The sequence below is a fragment of the Rhizobium viscosum genome, from assembly GCF_014873945.1.
Classification (GTDB): domain Bacteria; phylum Pseudomonadota; class Alphaproteobacteria; order Rhizobiales; family Rhizobiaceae; genus Rhizobium; species Rhizobium viscosum.
In genome coordinates, this window is record NZ_JADBEC010000001.1 from 2,248,981 (window position 1) to 2,267,175 (window position 18,195).

General features: G+C 60.5%; 21 protein-coding genes. 14 read left to right on the forward strand and 7 right to left on the reverse strand.

What is annotated here, in order from left to right:
* Positions 1-33: 33 nt before the first annotated feature.
* The gene (gene xerD / locus H4W29_RS11125; protein WP_192728964.1) at positions 34-987 is read right to left on the reverse strand and encodes a site-specific tyrosine recombinase XerD; all 954 of its coding nucleotides are present in this window, start codon (positions 985-987) and stop codon (positions 34-36) included.
* A 4-nt stretch (positions 988-991) separates the two neighbouring features.
* Positions 992-1,168, reverse strand: coding sequence for a hypothetical protein (locus tag H4W29_RS11130; protein WP_007822234.1), 177 nt, complete (start codon positions 1,166-1,168; stop codon positions 992-994).
* Positions 1,169-1,316: 148 nt separating this feature from the next.
* Here H4W29_RS11130 and H4W29_RS11135 point away from each other — a divergent pair, with 148 nt between their 5' ends.
* Genes H4W29_RS11135 through H4W29_RS11150 form a run of 4 tightly spaced genes read left to right on the forward strand, consistent with a single transcriptional unit; the run spans position 1,317 to position 4,884 of the window.
* The gene (locus H4W29_RS11135) at positions 1,317-1,907 is read left to right on the forward strand and encodes a shikimate kinase (protein WP_192728965.1); all 591 of its coding nucleotides are present in this window, start codon (positions 1,317-1,319) and stop codon (positions 1,905-1,907) included.
* Positions 1,904-3,034 (forward strand): 3-dehydroquinate synthase, encoded by a 1,131-nt coding sequence (aroB, locus tag H4W29_RS11140; protein WP_192728966.1) that lies wholly within the window; start codon positions 1,904-1,906, stop codon positions 3,032-3,034. Before H4W29_RS11135 ends, aroB begins: the two co-directional genes overlap by 4 nt.
* Positions 3,034-4,344, forward strand: coding sequence for an HlyC/CorC family transporter (locus H4W29_RS11145; protein WP_192728967.1), 1,311 nt, complete (start codon positions 3,034-3,036; stop codon positions 4,342-4,344). Before aroB ends, H4W29_RS11145 begins: the two co-directional genes overlap by 1 nt.
* A 60-nt stretch (positions 4,345-4,404) precedes the next feature.
* The gene (locus H4W29_RS11150) at positions 4,405-4,884 is read left to right on the forward strand and encodes a DUF2938 domain-containing protein (RefSeq protein WP_192730715.1); all 480 of its coding nucleotides are present in this window, start codon (positions 4,405-4,407) and stop codon (positions 4,882-4,884) included.
* A gap of 57 nt (positions 4,885-4,941) precedes the next feature.
* Here H4W29_RS11150 and H4W29_RS11155 read toward each other — a convergent pair whose 3' ends face one another.
* Positions 4,942-5,223: a BolA family protein gene (locus tag H4W29_RS11155; protein WP_192728968.1), complete on the reverse strand. Its 282-nt coding sequence runs from the start codon at positions 5,221-5,223 to the stop codon at positions 4,942-4,944.
* A 105-nt stretch (positions 5,224-5,328) separates the two neighbouring features.
* Between H4W29_RS11155 and H4W29_RS11160 the strand changes: the two genes are divergently transcribed.
* The 5 genes from H4W29_RS11160 to H4W29_RS11180 all read left to right on the forward strand — a co-directional run bounded on the left by H4W29_RS11160 (position 5,329) and on the right by H4W29_RS11180 (position 10,827).
* Positions 5,329-5,949: a J domain-containing protein gene (locus tag H4W29_RS11160; RefSeq protein ID WP_007822228.1), complete on the forward strand. Its 621-nt coding sequence runs from the start codon at positions 5,329-5,331 to the stop codon at positions 5,947-5,949.
* A gap of 312 nt (positions 5,950-6,261) precedes the next feature.
* The gene (gene cobS / locus H4W29_RS11165; RefSeq protein ID WP_007822226.1) at positions 6,262-7,254 is read left to right on the forward strand and encodes a cobaltochelatase subunit CobS; all 993 of its coding nucleotides are present in this window, start codon (positions 6,262-6,264) and stop codon (positions 7,252-7,254) included.
* Between the two features lie 13 nt (positions 7,255-7,267).
* Positions 7,268-9,169, forward strand: a complete 1,902-nt coding sequence (cobT, locus tag H4W29_RS11170; protein WP_192728969.1) for a cobaltochelatase subunit CobT — start codon at positions 7,268-7,270, stop codon at positions 9,167-9,169.
* 23 nt (positions 9,170-9,192) lie between these two features.
* The gene (locus H4W29_RS11175) at positions 9,193-10,191 is read left to right on the forward strand and encodes an esterase-like activity of phytase family protein (RefSeq protein ID WP_192728970.1); all 999 of its coding nucleotides are present in this window, start codon (positions 9,193-9,195) and stop codon (positions 10,189-10,191) included.
* A 72-nt stretch (positions 10,192-10,263) separates the two neighbouring features.
* Positions 10,264-10,827 (forward strand): ATP-binding protein, encoded by a 564-nt coding sequence (locus tag H4W29_RS11180; RefSeq protein ID WP_192730716.1) that lies wholly within the window; start codon positions 10,264-10,266, stop codon positions 10,825-10,827.
* Between the two features lie 184 nt (positions 10,828-11,011).
* Here the strand turns inward: H4W29_RS11180 and H4W29_RS11185 are convergent, their stop codons facing one another.
* A complete protein-coding gene (locus H4W29_RS11185) occupies positions 11,012-11,647 on the reverse strand; it encodes a VUT family protein (protein WP_192728971.1) in 636 nt (211 codons plus the stop codon).
* A gap of 136 nt (positions 11,648-11,783) precedes the next feature.
* Positions 11,784-12,080, reverse strand: coding sequence for a 50S ribosomal protein L28 (gene rpmB / locus H4W29_RS11190; RefSeq protein ID WP_007822210.1), 297 nt, complete (start codon positions 12,078-12,080; stop codon positions 11,784-11,786).
* A gap of 241 nt (positions 12,081-12,321) precedes the next feature.
* Here rpmB and H4W29_RS11195 point away from each other — a divergent pair, with 241 nt between their 5' ends.
* Together H4W29_RS11195 and yddG are read left to right on the forward strand one after the other, a co-directional pair.
* Positions 12,322-13,104, forward strand: a complete 783-nt coding sequence (locus H4W29_RS11195; RefSeq protein ID WP_192728972.1) for a DUF3108 domain-containing protein — start codon at positions 12,322-12,324, stop codon at positions 13,102-13,104.
* Between the two features lie 33 nt (positions 13,105-13,137).
* Positions 13,138-14,031, forward strand: coding sequence for an aromatic amino acid exporter YddG (yddG, locus tag H4W29_RS11200; RefSeq protein WP_192728973.1), 894 nt, complete (start codon positions 13,138-13,140; stop codon positions 14,029-14,031).
* Here the strand turns inward: yddG and H4W29_RS11205 are convergent.
* Together H4W29_RS11205 and gloB are read right to left on the reverse strand one after the other, a co-directional pair.
* On the reverse strand, positions 14,028-14,450 hold the full coding sequence (locus tag H4W29_RS11205) for a cupin domain-containing protein (protein WP_192730717.1): 423 nt from the start codon (positions 14,448-14,450) through the stop codon (positions 14,028-14,030). The two genes, yddG and H4W29_RS11205, sit on opposite strands and share 4 nt — an antisense overlap.
* An 18-nt stretch (positions 14,451-14,468) precedes the next feature.
* Positions 14,469-15,239 carry a hydroxyacylglutathione hydrolase gene (gene gloB, locus H4W29_RS11210; protein WP_192728974.1) on the reverse strand — a complete coding sequence of 257 codons (771 nt, stop codon included), beginning with the start codon at positions 15,237-15,239 and terminating at the stop codon, positions 14,469-14,471.
* A gap of 54 nt (positions 15,240-15,293) precedes the next feature.
* Between gloB and H4W29_RS11215 the strand changes: the two genes are divergently transcribed.
* The 3 genes from H4W29_RS11215 (at position 15,294) to H4W29_RS11225 (ending at position 18,191) form a co-directional block, all read left to right on the forward strand.
* Positions 15,294-16,070: a class I SAM-dependent methyltransferase gene (locus H4W29_RS11215; RefSeq protein ID WP_192728975.1), complete on the forward strand. Its 777-nt coding sequence runs from the start codon at positions 15,294-15,296 to the stop codon at positions 16,068-16,070.
* A 100-nt stretch (positions 16,071-16,170) separates the two neighbouring features.
* Entirely contained in the window at positions 16,171-17,268 is a 1,098-nt protein-coding gene (hisC, locus tag H4W29_RS11220) for a histidinol-phosphate transaminase (RefSeq protein ID WP_192728976.1), read from the forward strand.
* A complete protein-coding gene (locus H4W29_RS11225; RefSeq protein WP_192728977.1) occupies positions 17,265-18,191 on the forward strand; it encodes a prephenate/arogenate dehydrogenase family protein in 927 nt (308 codons plus the stop codon). Before hisC ends, H4W29_RS11225 begins: the two co-directional genes overlap by 4 nt.
* Positions 18,192-18,195 lie beyond the last annotated feature (4 nt).

The window sequence follows — 18,195 nt, forward strand, 5'->3', positions numbered from 1 at the left end:
ACAGTTTCCTGGTTCCGTCCCTTGTCGCCGGTCCTATTCGTGCTTTTTCGCCTGTTTTGCAAGGGGGTGGTGCGTATGGACGAGCTGCTGGAGCCGTTCTTCCAGAACATGCGTATAGATTTGTGTCGTCGAAATGTCCGAATGACCGAGGAGTTCCTGCACCACGCGCAGGTCCGCGCCATTGGCCAGAAGGTGGCTCGCGAAGGCGTGTCGCATGACGTGCGGCGAAATCATCGACGGTGTGAGGCCGGCTCGGATTGCCAGATTCTTGAGATCGCGGGCGAAAACCTGGCGCGGCAAGTATCCCTCTTTCGAGGCGGCCGGGAAGAGCCAGGGGCTCTCCTGGGGCTGTTTTGATGCGGCGTTTTCAGACGCCAGCATGCGGCCGTAGGCTTTCAGCGCGGCAATGGCTGATTGGGAAAGGGGCACCAGCCGCTCCTTGTTGCCCTTGCCGCGGATCATCAGAAAGCGGCCCTCCTGATCGAGAACGCGGGCGGGAAGCGAGACGAGTTCGCTGACGCGCATGCCGGTGGCGTAGAGCAGTTCCAGCAGCGCCAGCATGCGCAGGCGATGAAGCTGGCCGGGGGCTGGGTCGGCGGCTTCGGCTTCCGCCTGCGAGAGCAGCTTCGTTACCTCCCCGACGCCCATGGTTTTCGGAAGCGCCCGACCTTTCTTCGGCGCATCAAGAATGCCGGTCGGATCGTCGGTGCGCAGGCCCTCGGCATAGAGGAATTTGTAGAACTGGCGCATGGCGGCAAGGCGACGGGCCTGCGATGAAGGCTTGAAACCCTGTGCGGATAGCGAGGCGAGATAAGCGCCGAGATCGCCTGAAGCCGCCTCCGTCAGGCGGATGCTGCGGCCGTGGAGGAAGGAGCGCAAGTCGTCCAGATCGCGTTCGTAGGATTGCAGCGTATTGACCGCAGCACCCCGCTCGGCACTCATCATTTCCAGGAATGATTCCACATGGACGCGGCCGAGATCCTTCATCGCGTCACTTCTTCGTCGTGTTGATCGTGCCTGTCGAGGGCGGGTTTACCCGCTCGGAGGGGATGCGGATCGTCACGTCCCGCTCTTGCGGTTCGACGAAGGTGACGAGCGCCCACATCGCTCCATAGATCAGTCCGGCGATGACCGCCAAGACGGACAGGAAACGGATCAGGCTCGGCATCCGGCTACTCCTTAGAACTCTGCTTCTGTTATAAGAAGCATGTTTGCAAGTGCAAGAAGCGGCAGTGAGACCATGATTCCCTTGCCCGCGACTTGACGCTACACCCGCATTTGTCGATACCGTTTGCAAACAAAGTGTGAATGGACCGATGAGTGAACCGCCAGTTTCCGTTGCTGACAGCCTGAGAGACAGAGCTCGCGCCGCGCTCGGTTCACGCAATCTGATCCTCGTCGGCCTTATGGGAGCCGGAAAATCCTCAGTCGGCCGCCTCGTTGCGCACCAGCTCGGCATTCCCTTCATCGACAGCGATATTGAGATCGAGCGTGTTTCGCGCATGACGATCACTGAGCTTTTCGCAGCCTATGGAGAAGAAGAGTTTCGGGCGCTCGAAGCGCGGGTGATGAAGCGCCTGCTGAAAGGCGGCCCGCGCGTCGTCTCTACCGGCGGCGGCGCCTTCATCAACGCCCGCACGCGCAGGCACATCAAGAAGGGCGGCCTTTCGGTCTGGCTGAAGGCCGATCTCGACGTGCTCTGGGACCGGGTCAACAAGCGCGATACACGTCCGCTGCTGAAGACAGAAAATCCGAAGCAGACGCTCGAAAATCTGATGAATGCCCGCTACCCCGTTTATGCCGAGGCCGATCTTACGGTGCTTTCGCGCGACGTGCGCAAGGAAGTCATGGCCGATGAAGTGCTGAGAGCCGTGGTCGAGGCCCAGAAGGAAAGTGCAGTATCATGAACGCGATCACCTCCGCTTCCGCCGTCCGCAAGGTGCATGTCCCGCTTGGCGAACGTGCTTATGACATTCTGATCGGGCCAGGGCTGATCGCAAGCGCAGGCTCCGAGATTGCCTCGCGGATCAAGGGTCGCAAGGCGGCCATCATCACCGACGAGCATGTGGCACCGCTTTATCTCGATGCATTGAAGGCAAGCCTTGATGCCGTCGGCATCGTTTCGGCAGCTGTCGTGCTGCCGGCCGGAGAAAAGACCAAGAGCTTCGAGCATCTGATCAATGTCTGCGACAAGGTTCTGGAAGCGCGTGTCGAACGCAATGACTATGTTATCGCGCTCGGTGGCGGCGTCATCGGCGACCTCACGGGTTTTGCGGCCGGCATCGTCAGGCGCGGCGTGCGCTTCGTACAGATACCAACCTCGCTGCTCGCTCAGGTGGATTCTTCCGTCGGCGGCAAGACCGGCATCAATAGCCGCCACGGCAAGAATCTCGTCGGGGTCTTCCATCAGCCGAATCTGGTTCTCGCCGATACGGATGTGCTCAATTCGCTGAGCGAGCGTGAGTTCCGCGCAGGCTATGCCGAGGTCGCCAAATACGGGTTGATCGACAAGCCGGATTTCTTCGCCTGGCTGGAGAAAAACTGGCAGGCGGTCTTTGCCGGCGGTTCCGAGCGGATCGAGGCGATTGCCGTGAGCTGCCAGGCCAAGGCGGATGTTGTCGTTGCCGATGAACATGAAAATGGCCAGCGGGCTTTGCTCAATCTCGGGCATACGTTCGGCCACGCGCTGGAGGCTGCGACCGCCTATGACAGCAGCCGCCTCGTGCATGGCGAAGGCGTTTCGATCGGCATGGTGCTGGCGCATGAATTTTCGGCACGCATGAATCTCGCAAGCCCCGATGATGCCCGCCGCGTCGAGGCGCATCTAAAGGCTGTCGGCCTGCCGACCCGCATGTCGGAAATTCCGGGCACCCTGCCGCCGGCCGAAGTGCTGATGGATGCGATCGCGCAGGACAAGAAGGTCAAGGGCGGCAAGCTTACCTTCATCCTCACCCGCGGCATCGGCCAGTCATTCGTCGCCGATGACGTGCCGGCTTCCGAAGTCATCAGCTTTCTGAAGGAAAAACATCCCTGATGTCAGTCGAGGGCACCCTGGCGTTTTTGTCGGTCTACTGGCCGGAGATCCTTTCGATCGTGGCCCTGGTATTGATGTCTGCCTTCTTTTCGGGATCGGAAACCGCGCTGACCGCCGTTTCGAGAAGCCGGATCCATACGCTGGAAGCCAATGGCGATGAGCGTGCCGGTCTCGTCAGAACCCTCATCGAGCGTCGTGACCGGCTGATCGGTGCGCTGCTGATCGGCAACAATCTCGCCAACATCCTGTCGTCGTCGCTGGCGACAAGCGTATTTCTGGGGATCTTCGGCAATTCCGGCGTGGCACTGGCAACGCTTGCCATGACCATCATCCTCGTCATCTTCGCGGAGGTTCTGCCGAAGAGCTGGGCGATCTCGACGCCGGAGCGTTTTGCGCTCAATGTTGCAATACCGACGCGGATCTTCGTCGCCGTGGTCGGTCCACTCTCTTCTTTCGTCAATGCGATCGTGCGCCAGATCCTTGGCCTCTTCGGCATCAACCTCTCGCGCGAAGTGTCGATGCTGTCAGCCCATGAGGAGCTGCGCGGCGCCGTCGACCTGCTGCATCGCGAGGGGTCTGTCGTCAAGGCCGACCGTGACCGTCTCGGGGGCGTACTCGATCTCGGCGAACTCGAGCTTTCCGATATCATGGTCCACCGCATGGCGATGCGGGCGATTAATGCCGACGATCCGCCGGAATCCGTGGTCCGGGCGATCCTCGAAAGTCCTTATACGCGCATGCCGCTGTGGCGCGGTACGATCGACAACATCATCGGCGTCGTGCACGCCAAGGATCTGCTCAGGGCGCTTGCCGAACCGAACATGGAGCCGCAGCAGCTCGATATCGTGAAGATCGCCCAAAAGCCCTGGTTCGTGCCCGACAGTACCAATCTCGAAGACCAGCTCAATGCCTTCTTGCGCCGCAAGCAGCATTTCGCCGTCGTCGTCGACGAATATGGCGAGGTGCAGGGCATCGTGACGCTCGAGGACATTCTGGAGGAAATCGTCGGCGATATCTCCGACGAGCACGATATCGACATGCAGGGCGTGCGACAGGAGGCTGATGGTTCCATCGTCGTCGATGGCGGCGTGCCGATCCGGGATCTCAACCGCGCGCTGGACTGGAACCTGCCGGACGAGGAGGCGACGACGATCGCGGGCCTCGTCATCCATGAATCGATGACCATTCCCGAAGAGCGGCAGGCCTTCACCTTTTACGGCAAGCGCTTCGTCGTCATGAAGCGGGAAAAGAACCGCATCACCAAGCTGCGTATCCGCCCCGCCGAGGAAGACGAGACGAAATCCGTCTGATTATAGCCTTCATGCCGGCAAGGAAATCTCCTGATGCCGGCTCATTCCGCAGGATCTGACATGTTCGACATCATCTGGCGCTCCGTCGTCATCGGCATCGGGGCAACCATCCTCATGGATCTCTGGGCGATCCTGCTCGCAAAGCTCGGGGTGACGTCGTCACCGAACTGGGCGCCGGCCGGCCGCTGGTTCTGGCACCTCGGCAAGGGCAAGGTCTTTCACGATAATATCACTGATGCCGCGCCCTATGCCAACGAGCTGGCGCTCGGCTGGATCGGCCACTACGTGGTCGGAATCCTCTACGGTATTCTGCTGGCGATCTTCGTCGGTCCGGCCTGGTTTGCCGCGCCGACTTTCCTGCCGGCCTGGATCCTCGGCATCGTCACCGTCGGTGCGGGCTGGTTCCTGATGCAGCCGGGTCTCGGGCTTGGCTGGGCGGCTTCGAAGACGTCGAACCCCACGAAGGTCCGGGTGCTCAATCTGCTCGCCCATACCGTCTTCGGTTTCGGGCTCTACGCGACGGCGCTTATTATCCGCTAGAGCAACTCCAGCAAAAGCGCGCAGCGGTTTTGCGTCCGGAATTGCGTGAAGCAAGCACTACCAGCGCGTCGGTTCGCCTGGCGCTGCCGGCTCGACGGCCAACGCGTGAAGCCCGGCATCCAGCTCGGGCTTCAAGAGGTCGGTGATCGCCCTATGCCGTTGCAGCCGGGACATGCCGACGAATTTTGCAGAGACGATGCGAACGCGCATATGCGTCTCGCCGGTACCCGTCATGTCCGGCTGGTGGCCGGCGTGCAGATGGCTCTCGTTGATGACGGAGAGGCGTTCGGGTGCGAAGGTCGCCTTGAGCTTCTCTTCGATGCTGGTCTGGAGTGTCATTGCCGGGTCTTCTGAGTTCACGAAAAAGGTTCCCACCAAGCCAGCAACATTCCCGTTTGTCAATTCTTGTTGTCAGCAGTCAGCAGCCCCATAATTAGCGCCGCCATGAGACTTGATTCCAAATATTTCGATCGCATCCGAACGCGCCGCAGGCGAGAGCAGGAGCCCGAACAGGCGCCTCCAAGCTGTCAGTGGGATGGCTGCGACAAAAAAGGTACGCATCGCGCTCCTGTGGGACGCAATGCGGAAGGCCAGTTCTTTTTGTTCTGCTTCGAGCACGTCAAGGACTACAACAAGGGATACAATTATTTCTCCGGCCTCTCGGACGGCGAGATCGCACGCTACCAGAAGGAGGCGATCACCGGTCACCGCCCCACCTGGACGGTCGGCGTCAACAAGGATGCCAAGAACAGCCCGCTGCATGCCGAAGTTCGCTCCGGCGCCTATTCGCGCGTGCGTGATCCGTTCGGTTTTGTGAAGGAAGGTGGCGGCAAGGGCAGCGGCCCGCGTTTCCCGCAGGCCCGCAAGCTGAAATCGCTGGAAGCCAAGGCTTTCGACACGATGGGACTTGCAGCCAACGCCACCTCGGCGGAGATCAAGAGCAAGTACAAGGAACTGGTCAAGAAGCATCACCCCGATGCGAATGGCGGCGATCGCGGTTCGGAAGAGCGTTTCCGCGCCGTCATCCAGGCCTATCAATTATTGAAGCAGAACGGTTTTTGTTAATTCCCGTCCTTGCTCTTAAGCTTCAATCGGGTATGGTCCACATCGGCTGAGGCCGCAGGCAACCGCGGCATATATATTTGTGCGTTTTCCCGACATCGCCTCTGCCGACCTTCCGGACGCGGCGTTTCTTGTCCGGGACTCTTTCAAGAATGCCCGCCAGCGGTCATTATCCCGCCGAGGTTTCGTTTCAGTCCCGGAGAAGTATCGCCGACGTTCCGACCCTTGGAGAACGCGAAACAGATACTGCGGCGCATGGCTGCGCAATGGCTGAGATAGTGTGGTCGGGTGGCCGTCACCCGCCTTGGAGACATGATGAGCAAGATTGACCTTGATATTTCCGAACTGCCCGATACCACCGTTTCGGTCCGGGAGGTCTTCGGCATCGATTCCGACATTCGTGTGCCCGCCTACAGCAAGGGCGACGCCTATGTTCCGGATCTCGACTCCGACTATCTCTTCGACCGCGAGACGACGCTCGCGATCCTCGCGGGCTTCGCCCATAACCGACGCGTGATGATCTCCGGGTACCACGGTACGGGTAAGTCTTCGCATATCGAGCAGGTTGCCGCGCGCCTCAACTGGCCTTGCGTGCGTATCAACCTCGACAGCCATGTCAGCCGTATCGATCTCGTCGGCAAGGACGCGATCGTCGTCAAGGACGGGCTGCAGGTCACCGAATTCAAGGACGGCATCCTGCCCTGGGCCTACCAGCACAATGTCGCGCTCGTCTTCGACGAATATGATGCCGGCCGCCCCGACGTGATGTTCGTCATCCAGCGTGTGCTGGAATCCTCCGGCCGCCTGACCCTGCTCGACCAGAGCCGCGTCATCCGTCCTCACCCGGCCTTCCGCCTGTTTGCGACCGCCAACACCATCGGTCTTGGCGACACGACTGGCCTCTATCACGGCACGCAGCAGATCAACCAGGCGCAGATGGACCGCTGGTCGATCGTCTCGACGCTGAACTATCTGCCGCACGACCACGAAGTGAATATCGTCGCCGCCAAGGTGAAGAGCTTCGGCAAGGACAAGGAAGGCCGCGATACCGTTTCCAAGATGGTCCGCGTTGCGGATCTCACACGCGCTTCGTTCATGAACGGTGATCTCTCCACGGTCATGAGCCCGCGTACTGTCATCACCTGGGCCGAGAATGCCGAGATCTTCGGTGATATCGCCTTCGCCTTCCGCGTCACCTTCCTCAACAAGTGCGACGAGCTGGAGCGTCCTCTGGTGGCCGAGCATTATCAGCGCGCCTTCGGCGTGGAACTGAAGGAAAGCGCTGCCAACATCGTGCTGGGGGCTTAAGGGCCAGTCGATCATGGCATCTCGTGGTGACAATTCGAAAGCAAAGCCTGGTGCGCCCGTCGATGTCGAGCCGCTGCGGCGGGCGATAACGGGCTGCGTGCGCGCAATCGCAGGCGATGACCAGGTCGAGGTAGCCTTCGCCAATGAGCGTCCCGGCATGACGGGCGAGCGCATTCGTCTGCCGGAGCTTTCCAAGCGTCCGACGGCGCATGAGCTGGCAGTGACGCGCGGCCTTGGTGATTCCATGGCACTGCGTATCGCCTGCCACGACGAGAAGGTCCATTCCAGCATGGCGCCGCAGGGCTCGGATGCCCGGGCGATCTTCGACGCTGTCGAGCAGGCGCGCGTGGAATCGATCGGTTCCCTGCGGATGGAAGGCATGGCTGCCAATCTGCGTTCCATGACCGAGGAGAAGTACGCCAAGGCGAATTTCACCGGCATCGAACGGCAGGAAGATGCGCCGATTGGCGAAGCCGTTGCGATGATGGTGCGCGAAAAGCTCACCGGCCAGAGGCCGCCGGCTTCGGCCGGAAAAGTTCTCGACCTGTGGCGTTCCTTCATCGAGGACAAGGCCGGCAGCGAGCTCGACAACCTCTCCGGTGTCATCAACGACCAGCAGGCCTTCTCGAAGGTTATTCGCAACATGCTCTCGGCCATGGAGATGGCTGAGGAATATGGCGATGACGACAGTGATCCTGACGCCGACGATCAGTCCAGCGATGATGATCAGCCGACCGGTGACGAGCAGAACGAGGATGAGGTCGACGAGGATGCCGGCAGCGATGCCGCACCCGTCGAGGACAGCGAAGTCTCCGATGAGCAGATGGAGGACGGCGAAACCGAAGGCGCCGAAATCTCCGACGACGACATGATGGAAGAAGGTGAGGACGATTCCGAGACTCCGGGCGAAACCCGCCGTCCGAATACGCCATTCGCCGATTTCAACGAGAAGGTCGACTACCACGTCTATACGGAAGAGTTCGACGAGATCATCACGGCCGAGGAGCTATGTGATGCCGCCGAACTGGAGCGCCTGCGCGCTTTCCTCGACAAGCAGCTTGCACATCTTCAGGGTGCTGTCGGCCGTCTTGCCAACCGCCTGCAGCGCAAGCTGATGGCGCAGCAGAACCGTTCCTGGGATTTCGATCTCGAGGAAGGCTATCTCGATACGGCGCGCCTGCAGCGTATCATCATCGATCCGACACAGCCGCTCTCCTTCAAGATGGAGCGCGACACGCAGTTCCGCGATACGGTCGTGACATTGCTGATCGACAATTCCGGCTCCATGCGCGGCCGGCCGATCACGGTTGCGGCCACCTGCGCCGATATCCTGGCGCGCACGCTCGAGCGCTGCGGCGTCAAGGTCGAGATCCTCGGCTTTACGACGAAGGCCTGGAAGGGCGGTCAGGCACGCGAGAGCTGGCTTGCGAATGGCAAGCCGCAGACGCCCGGCCGTCTCAACGACCTGCGCCATATCGTCTACAAGTCTGCCGATGCCCCGTGGCGGCGCGCGCGCACCAATCTCGGCCTGATGATGCGCGAAGGCCTGCTCAAGGAAAACATCGATGGCGAGGCGCTGATCTGGGCGCATAATCGCCTGCTGGCCCGGCGCGAACAGCGCCGCATTCTGATGATGATTTCGGATGGTGCGCCGGTCGATGATTCCACGCTATCGGTCAATCCGGGCAATTATCTGGAGCGGCATCTGCGCGCCGTGATCGAGCAGATCGAGACGCGTTCTCCGGTCGAGCTTCTGGCAATCGGCATCGGCCATGACGTGACGCGTTACTATCGCCGCGCCGTGACAATTGTCGATGCCGACGAGCTTGCAGGCGCCATGACCGAGCAGCTTGCCGAATTGTTCGAGGATCATGCCGCGCAGCCGCGCGGTGGCCGTCTGCGCCGCGCTGGCTGATACTGTCCCGGGGAAATATCCGCATGGCGTTTGAAAACCTGTCTCGCGCGGCCCTTGTCGCCCTCGGCCTTGCGACAGGGTTCTCAAGCGCTCATGCGGGCGAGCCTGCGAAGATCATCAGCCGCAAGATTTCGGATTTCCATATCGGTCGTAGCGAAACCCGTTTCGGCCCGCTGGAGTTTATCGGTGGGCTGGAGATGGTATCGAGCAATTCGCTCTTCGGCTCGCTTTCCTCCATCCGTATGCGCCCTGACGGCAGGAGTTTCGTCGGCGTTCTCGATACCGGACACTGGCTGACGGGCAGCATCGAGCGCGATGCCGAGGGCAGGCTGTCTGGGCTTTCCGGTGTCGAAATTACCTCGATGCGGGATCGGGTTGGCCGGACCTATGAGGGTAAGGGACATATGGATGCCGAAGGCCTTGCGCTGGATGGCGACAGGGTTCTTGTGTCCTTCGAACAGTATCATCGCGTCGACGTCTATCCGGATCCAGGTTTTCTCGACTCGCGATCCTTGTCGACGGTCGGGCTCCTCATTCCACGTGACGAGATGCGGTCAAACCGTGGAATTGAAACCGTTGTCGTGGCGCCTGCCTCAGGCCCGCTGAAAGGGGCGCCTGTAATCGTAGCAGAGCGTAGCCTCGACGAGGACGGCAATCGGCTTGCGGCTATTCTGGACGGGCCGCTGAAGGGCCAGTTCACAGTCGAGAAGGATGGCAGCTTCGATGTGACTGACGGTGCCTTCCTGCCGGGTGGCGACCTGCTGCTGCTGGAACGGCGCTTCAACATGGCCGAAGGTATCGGCATGCGCATTCGCCGCATCAAGGGAGCAGACATCAAGCCCGGCGCCATCGTGAACGGCGAATTGCTCGTCGAGGGCAACTTCAATTACAATATCGATAATATGGAAGGGCTCGATGCCTTCCAGGCCGCCGATGGCACGACGCATGTCATCCTGGTGTCCGATGACAATCACTCCATCCTGCAGCGCAACCTGTTGCTGGAATTCCGGCTCATCGATTGAGCGGCCGTCGAACGGCTGTCATAACTCTGCGCTATGCGGACCATCCCTTTCGACACCAGCCTTTGAGAGCGTATCATGCACATCCATATCACGGGAGCGTCGGGCTCCGGCACGACGACGCTTGGCCTGGCGCTGGCCGAGTTGCTCGGCATCCGTCATCTCGATACCGATCATTTCTTCTGGATGCCGACCGATCCGCCCTTCACGACGCAGCGCGAGGTTGGGGCGCGTATCGCGATGCTCAGGCGGGAAGCGTTGCCCCATGCCGGCTGGGTGCTTTCCGGCTCGGCGATGAAATGGGGCGCAGAATTCGAGCCGCTTTACGATCTGGTGGTCTTTCTGAGGATCGATCCCATCGCGCGTATGGAGCGCATTCGCAAGCGCGAGGAGGCGCACTACGGCGAGAGGATCAGGCCTGGTGGTGATATGGCGGTGAAAAGCCGCGAATTCATGGAATGGGCAGAGAGCTACGATACGGCGGGACCGGAACGCCGAAGTCTCGTTGGGCATGAGGAGTGGCTGAAGACGCTGACGAAGCCAATCCTGCGGCTTGATTCATCACGGCCTGTCGACGAACTCGTTGCGGAGGTGCTGAGTCACCCGGCGGTTATTGCAGGGCGCCCTCAGTCGTCGTGAGATCTGCGGTGGCGTTGCCATTGGTTGGTGCGGGCTGGCTGCAGCAATCTGCAGCCAGCCCGTCCAGCATTCATGATCTGAGCGTTTTCCTGGGTCGCTCGACCAGAAATGATCTCCGTCCAAAGCGAGGAGCAAGGTGGGGAATGCGAAGATTCCGATCCGAGGGTGGACTGGGGGACGGTATTTACCGGGCCGCAGCGGATTGCATCGGGCGCAGCACGTTCATGAGTGCGCCATAAGGCAGCAGCATAACCAGGCCGACAAGCATCTTTACCGCGAAATCGCCGAGTGCCCAGGAGATCCAGCGCGGAGCTTCCGTCGAGAGAACGCCGAAGATCGGCGCGTTTTCTAACGCGAAGGGTTCGTTCGGGCCGAGGAGGACGAAGAAGGCGGCAAAAGACAGCGAGAAGAACATCACCGTATCCAACGCCGAACCGATCAGCGAGCCGAAGATCGGCGCGCGCCACCAGGCCTGACGGCGCAGGCGGTTGAAGACGGCGATATCGAGAAGTTGGCCGGCGAGATAGGCTGAGCCGGAGGCAATCGCGATACGCGGGACGGAGGTGAAGAAGGAAAGGGCGACGCCGACGACAAAGCCAGCGAAAACCACCTTCCGCGCAGCCTGCGGGCCGAACTGGCGGTTCGTCAGATCGGTAATCAGGAAGGCGATCGGATAGGAGAAGGCGCCCCAGGTGAGAATGTCGGCGAGATTGATGCCGGCAACCGTCGCGTTCAGCGGAAACTGGACGAGGAAGTTGGAGGCGACGACGACAAACGTCATCAGGGCGACATAGATAAGGGTATAGCGGGTCGTCAGCATTTTTTTATCCTGGGTGATGCCACCAGTTCGAGTAAAAATTTCAGGCTGGAACCAGGGCCAGCCTAGCAAAGCAAAAGGCTTGTCCGGTATTATCCGTGCAAGCCTTTCAAAGCTTTAGAAGAACGTGGGCTGAAGCTTAAGCAGCAGCAGCTTCAGCCGTCTTCTTGACGATCTGACGACGCAGCAGACGGGCGCGCATCGAAAGTTCGCCTTCATTTGCCTTCAGCAGGAAGGCATCGAGGCCGCCACGATGCTCGACGGAACGAAGAGCAGCAGCCGAAACGCGAAGACGGTAACGCTGGCCGAGCGCGTCGGAGATCAGCGTAACCTGGCACAGGTTCGGGAGGAACCGGCGCTTGGTCTTGTTGTTGGCATGGCTGACATTGTTACCAGTCAGGACTGCCTTGCCGGTCAATTCGCACATGCGGGACATGGAACACCTATTCTTGTTTTTCTCGGGCCATTGAATGACAATCCGGTAACAACCGGCTGCGCAATCCATCAGGCCATGATTGGAAAGTTGCGGTTCTATAGTCAGACCGGTCGCGCGCGTCAAGCCAAACCTTGGCCTTTCCCGCAATTCTGTCAAAAAGCTGCTGTTTTCTTCGCAATGCGGCAGGAGTATAGACCGCAGTGCAAGGGCGCAAGCGGCCCGGCAAGACAAGGCTCTCACCATGGCTCATCTGGGCAGACGGATTTTAGTTTCGGCATTTGCTGCGCTTCTGGCCCTGCCGGCCGGTGCGAGCGAAGTACAGCACCGCACGGAGTACAGGGTAGCCCTTGCCGGCCTGACGATCGCGCGGGCTGCCTTTCTCACCAAGATCGAAGACGATCACAGCTACAAAATCGACGGTGACATCAAATCGGCCGGGCTTGCCGATCTCGTGACCGATATCCTGGCAAAGACCAGCGTTACCGGGGTGGTACGCAACGATCGGCTGCAGGCGGCAAAATATGTCCTCTATTACAAGACGGGCAAAAAGGTTCGCACCTATGAGGTCAGCTACCGCGACGGCAATATCGTTTCGGCCACCACGACACCGGAGCCGCGCCGGCCGAAGGAATGGATTCCGGTAACACAGGGCGATATGCGCTCCGTGCTTGACCCGATTTCGGGGCTCATTTTCACCGGCGATACCGATGTCTGCTCGCAGAAGCTGCCGATCTTCGACGGCGAGACGCGCATGGACCTGGTGCTTTCACCGAAAGGCGACGAGGATTTCTCGACGGATGGCTTCAAGGGCAAGGCGACCGTCTGCGGTGTGCGCTTCATTCCGCGCTCCGGCTACAAAAAGGGCCGCAAGGATCTCGTCTACCTCAGCAAGAGCAACCGGATGGAAATCTGGTTTGCCAAGGCGGAGGCGGCAAATGTATATGCTCCGGTCTACGTCCGCATTCCCACGGAATACGGGACGGTGACGATCAGGGCTGTGAAGTACGGCCGCGTGAACAGTTGACGGAGCTTTGGTAAGTCTCCGCGAGGGGGACGGGTGAAGCTTCGGGCAACGTTGATCGGTTTTACGGCCATTCTGATGTGGTCGTTTCTGGCGCTCTTTACGGCTGCCTCCGGCAAGATGCCGCCGTTCCAGCTCTCTGCCATCTGCTTTGCCATCGGCAGCATCCCCGGCATTCTCGTGCTCACCCTCAACCCGTCGCGGATCGCCCTCCTGAAGCAGCCGGCAAAGGTCTGGATCACGGGTATTGCCGGTCTGTTCGGCTATCATTTCCTCTATTTCACGGCGCTCAGAAATGCGCCGGCCGTGGAAGCAGGATTGATTGCCTATCTCTGGCCGCTGCTGATCGTCGTCGGTTCGGCACTGCTGCCAGGCGAGAGGCTGCGCTGGTACCACATCGTCGGCGCTCTGGCCGGTCTCAGCGGCACTTTCATGATCGTCGGGCGCAACGGCGTCGATTTCGACGGTGCCTATGCCGTAGGGTATGGGGCGGCCTTCCTTTGTGCCTTCACATGGTCGGGCTATTCGCTGCTGACGCGGCGTTTTGATGCCGTCTCCACCGATGTCGTCACCGGCTTCTGCCTTGCGACCTCGGTCCTTTCGCTGCTCTGCCATCTGGGGCTGGAGACAACTGTTTGGCCGGAAACGGGCTTCGAATGGATTGCGGTGGTCGGTCTCGGTCTCTTCCCCGTCGGTGCGGCCTTCTATGCCTGGGATCACGGAGTCAAGAACGGCGACATTCAGATTCTCGGCGCTGCCAGCTATGCCGCGCCGCTGCTTTCAACGCTGATACTGACTGTCTTCGGAATAGCTGAACCGAGCTGGCGTATTGCGCTCGCCTGCCTGCTGATCACAGGCGGTGCAGTGCTTGCGGCGCAAGAGATGTTCCGCCGCAAGCCACAGATGCAGCCGGCGGCGGAGCAAATTTAAGAGCCCGGTTTCCAGCCCGGCGGCGCCATTTCGAATTTGGAGAATTCGAAACCGGGCGCCACAGTGCAGCCGACCAGCGTATAGTCGCCCAGTGTTTCGGCCGATTGCCACCAGTTGGCAGGAATGATTGCCTGCGGTCGTTCGCCGCCGGCCATATCCGTGCCGAGCTTTAACGTTTCGCTGTGGCTACCGTCTTCGGAGCGGTGCAGTGCGAGCGGGGCGCCGGCGTAATAGTGCCAGACCTCCGCCGCGTCGTGGACACGGTGCCAGTGTGAGCGCTGGCCCTTGGCGAGCAGATAATAGATCGCCGTCGAATGGCCGCGTTCGCCGCCATTCCTATCGCGGAAGGTCTGCACATACCAGCCACCCTCGGGATGCGGCTGCATACCGAGTTCGCGGATAATGTCCTCGGGTGACAGGGTCTTGCCGGCCATGCCCTAGAAATTGTCCTTGCGCTTGCGGATTTCGGCGAAGACCTCTTCATTGGTCTTGCCTTCCATCAGCAGATTGCGGCGGATTGCGGGATCGGCGGCACGCAGGAAGGGGTTGGTTTCCTTTTCGAGCGCCAGTGTCGTCGGAATGGTGAACTTGCCTTCAGCCCGCAACGCTTCGATTTCCGCCGCGCGGCTCTTCAGGCGTTCGTTGTCCGGGTCGATGGTGACCGCAAAACGGGCGTTGGAAAGCGTATATTCGTGGCCGAAATAGACGGCGGTCTCATCCGGAAGAACGGCAAGCTTCTGCAGCGAATGCCACATGTCGGCGGCGGGCCGTTCGAATAGGCGGCCGCAACCGAGCGCAAACAGCGTATCGGCCGCAAAGAGCAGCTTGTCGTCGGCAAAATGATAGCAGATGTGGCCGGCAGTATGGCCGGGCGTTTCGATGACGTTGACCGTATGGTCGCCGAAGTGGAAGCTGTCGCCGTCGCCCACCGTCTTGTCGAGGCCGGGAATCGCTACCGCTTCGTTGACCGGGCCAATGATCTCAAGGCCGTATTGTTCCTTCAGGGCGAGATTGCCTTCGACGTGGTCTATATGGTGATGGGTCGTGAAGACATGGGTGATACTCCAGCCACGGCGGACAGCAGCGGCTTCGACGGCTGCCGCATCGGGCGCGTCGATCGAGGCCGTCTGCCCGGTTTCCGGGTCATGGACGAGAACGCCGAAATTGTCGCTGCGGCAGAGAAAAACTTCTAATTCCAAAGGTTTCATTGCTCAAATAGTCCCTTATCCCTCGTACTGACCGGGAATGTAGAGGTTCCGGCCTTGAAGTCCAACCGGTCACTGATAACATTTGTCTTAATGCACGCCGATATCGTCGACCTTCGCCAATTCTATCATTCCGAGCTTGGACACATGGCCGAGCAGTCGATTGCCATGGCGCTGTCGTCGCTCTGGGTGCGCCTGCCGCAGGAGCGGCTTGTGGGTATTGGTTATTCCGTGCCCTTCCTCGACCGGTTCCAGGCCGATACGGAACGCACCTTCGCTTTCATGCCCGCGGGACAAGGGGCTGTGAACTGGCCTGTCGGTTCGCTTTCTTCCACCGCATTGATCTTCGACGAGGAACTGCCGCTGCCGGATTCCTCCATCGACCGAGTGCTGATGGTGCATTCGCTGGAATTTGCCGAAAGCCCGCGCGAGACGCTGAAGGAGCTCTGGCGGGTGCTGGCGCCGGGCGGGCGCCTCGTTATCGTCGTGCCGAACCGCCGTGGTGTCTGGGCGCGCATGGAGCATACGCCTTTCGGCTCCGGCCGGCCCTATTCGCGCGGCCAGTTGACCCATCTGCTGCGCGAGACCAATTTCACGCCGGGCGCGACGGCCGAAGCGCTGTTCTTCCCGCCGTCGAAACTGCGCGCCGTGCTGCGCCTGCGCCGCGGCTTCGAGCGGGTCGGCCGCACGCTCTGGCCGGCTTTTTCCGGCGTCATCATCGTGGAAGCGCAGAAGCGGCTCTATCAAGGTCTGCCGGTTGCCGCGCGCGCCTCGCGGCGCGTTTTCGTGCCCGTGCTTGCGCCGCATGGCGTGCCGACCACGCGCAGCCGCTAGGCGTCGCAGCACTCGACAAAATCGCCATTCCGCTTTAATTGGCACTCAAGTCTTTCGCCGGCTTTTCGGCAATTTCCAAGGTCGATCCATGAGTGTTGAGATGAGCAAGCCCGTTCCGCGTCCCGGTATTCTGGACATCGCTGCCTATGTGCCGGGCAAGGAGCATGCGCCGGGCGTGGCCCGCGTCTACAAGCTCTCCTCCAACGAGACGCCGCTTGGCGCGAGCCCCAAGGCGATCGAAGCATTCAAGGCGGCCGCAGGCAATCTCGAGCGTTATCCCGACGGACAGGCGCACGAGCTGCGCGAGGCGATCGCTTCAGTGCACGGCCTCAACCCGGCAAACATCCTATGCGGCAACGGCTCCGACGAACTGCTAGGTCTGCTCTGCCACGTCTATCTCGGCGTTGGCGATGAAGGCATCATTACCGAGCACGGCTTCCTCGTCTACAAGATCCAGATCATGGGCGCGGGTGCGACGCCTGTCGTGGTCAAGGAAAAGAACCATACGGTCGATGTCGATGCGATCCTTGCTGCGGTGACCGACAAGACGAAGATCGTCTTCATCGCCAATCCCGGCAATCCGACCGGCACTTATGTTCCCGTCAGCGAGATCCGCCGCCTGCAGGCCGGCCTGCCCAAGCACGTCGTTCTCGTGCTCGATGCTGCCTATGCGGAATATGTTCGCCGCAACGACTACGAAGCCGGCATCGAGGTCGTCTCGTCCAACGCCAATGTCGTCATGACCCGCACCTTCTCGAAGATCTATGGCCTTGCGGCACTGCGTGTCGGCTGGATATATGCGCCGGCCGAGATCATCGATGCGCTGAACCGCGTGCGCGGGCCTTTCAACATGAACGCGCCGGCAATCGCGGCTGGTGCCGCGGCGATCCGCGACCAATCCTTCGTTCAGGACGCCGTTTCCTTCAACCAGATTTGGATAGAGAAACTGACGAGCGCGTTCGAAGCCCTCGGCCTGAACGTTACACCATCGGTCACCAACTTCGTTCTCATCCACTTCCCCGATGTCGACGGCAGGCGGGCGGCGGATGCTGATGAGTTCCTGACGAGTCGCGGCTATATCCTGCGCGCGGTGCGCGGCTACGGCTTTCCCAACTCGCTGCGTATGAGCGTCGGTCCGGAAGAAGCCAATCGCGGCGTCATCGAGGCGCTCAGCGAATTCATGGGACGCAAGGCATGACAGCGCAGTTCAATCGCATCACCCTGATCGGCATCGGGCTGATCGGCTCTTCGCTTGCCCATGACATCAAGCGTCTGGGCCTTGCCAATGAAATCGTCGTCGCCACGCGCAGTGCCGAGACGCTGAAGCGTGCCGAAGAGCTGAAGCTCGGCGATCGCTATACGACCTCGTCGGCAGAGGCGGTAAAGGATGCCGATCTCGTTATCGTGTCGGTGCCGGTCGGCGCCTCCGAAAGCGTGGCGAAAGAGATCGCTGGTACCCTGAAGCCCGGTACGATCGTTACCGACGTCGGCTCCACCAAAGCGTCCGTGATCGCGCAGATGCAGCCGCATATGCCCAGCCATGTGCATTTCATAGCCGGCCATCCGATCGCGGGTACGGAAAAGTCCGGCCCGGATGCAGGCTTTCCCGGCCTGTTCCAGGGGCGGTGGTGCATCCTGACTCCGCTCGAAGGGACTGACCCAGTGGCGCTGAAGACGCTGCGCAGCTTCTGGGAAGCGCTCGGCTCCCGGGTCGACGAGATGGACGCCCAGCATCACGACAAGGTGCTCGCCATCGTCTCGCATCTGCCGCATCTCATAGCCTACAATATTGTCGGCACGGCCGACGATCTGGAGACCGTGACGGAATCGGAAGTGATCAAATATTCCGCTTCCGGTTTCCGCGATTTCACCCGTCTTGCCGCATCCGACCCGACAATGTGGCGCGACGTCTGCCTTCATAATCGCGATGCGATCCTCGAAATGCTGGCGCGATTCTCAGAGGACCTCGCCTATCTGCAGCGTGCCATCCGCTGGGGCGAGGGCGACAAGATTTTCGAACTCTTTACCCGCACGCGTGCCATCCGCCGCTCGATTGTCCAGGCAGGCCAGGATGTCGATGCGCCGGACTTCGGCCGCCCGCATCCGCTGGAAAAGAAATAATCTC

Excerpts from the sequence above, each read along its gene's own strand:
- xerD (WP_192728964.1), bottom strand. The coding sequence starts at position 987 with ATGAAGGATCTCGGCCGCGTCCATGTGGAATCATTCCTGGAAATGATG.
- H4W29_RS11130 (WP_007822234.1), bottom strand. The coding sequence starts at position 1,168 with ATGCCGAGCCTGATCCGTTTCCTGTCCGTCTTGGCGGTCATCGCCGGA.
- H4W29_RS11135 (WP_192728965.1), top strand. The coding sequence starts at position 1,317 with ATGAGTGAACCGCCAGTTTCCGTTGCTGACAGCCTGAGAGACAGAGCT.
- aroB (WP_192728966.1), top strand. The coding sequence starts at position 1,904 with ATGAACGCGATCACCTCCGCTTCCGCCGTCCGCAAGGTGCATGTCCCG.
- H4W29_RS11145 (WP_192728967.1), top strand. The coding sequence starts at position 3,034 with ATGTCAGTCGAGGGCACCCTGGCGTTTTTGTCGGTCTACTGGCCGGAG.
- H4W29_RS11150 (WP_192730715.1), top strand. The coding sequence starts at position 4,405 with ATGTTCGACATCATCTGGCGCTCCGTCGTCATCGGCATCGGGGCAACC.
- H4W29_RS11155 (WP_192728968.1), bottom strand. The coding sequence starts at position 5,223 with ATGACACTCCAGACCAGCATCGAAGAGAAGCTCAAGGCGACCTTCGCA.
- H4W29_RS11160 (WP_007822228.1), top strand. The coding sequence starts at position 5,329 with ATGAGACTTGATTCCAAATATTTCGATCGCATCCGAACGCGCCGCAGG.
- cobS (WP_007822226.1), top strand. The coding sequence starts at position 6,262 with ATGAGCAAGATTGACCTTGATATTTCCGAACTGCCCGATACCACCGTT.
- cobT (WP_192728969.1), top strand. The coding sequence starts at position 7,268 with ATGGCATCTCGTGGTGACAATTCGAAAGCAAAGCCTGGTGCGCCCGTC.
- H4W29_RS11175 (WP_192728970.1), top strand. The coding sequence starts at position 9,193 with ATGGCGTTTGAAAACCTGTCTCGCGCGGCCCTTGTCGCCCTCGGCCTT.
- H4W29_RS11185 (WP_192728971.1), bottom strand. The coding sequence starts at position 11,647 with ATGCTGACGACCCGCTATACCCTTATCTATGTCGCCCTGATGACGTTT.
- rpmB (WP_007822210.1), bottom strand. The coding sequence starts at position 12,080 with ATGTCCCGCATGTGCGAATTGACCGGCAAGGCAGTCCTGACTGGTAAC.
- H4W29_RS11195 (WP_192728972.1), top strand. The coding sequence starts at position 12,322 with ATGGCTCATCTGGGCAGACGGATTTTAGTTTCGGCATTTGCTGCGCTT.
- gloB (WP_192728974.1), bottom strand. The coding sequence starts at position 15,239 with ATGAAACCTTTGGAATTAGAAGTTTTTCTCTGCCGCAGCGACAATTTC.
- hisC (WP_192728976.1), top strand. The coding sequence starts at position 16,171 with ATGAGCAAGCCCGTTCCGCGTCCCGGTATTCTGGACATCGCTGCCTAT.
- H4W29_RS11225 (WP_192728977.1), top strand. The coding sequence starts at position 17,265 with ATGACAGCGCAGTTCAATCGCATCACCCTGATCGGCATCGGGCTGATC.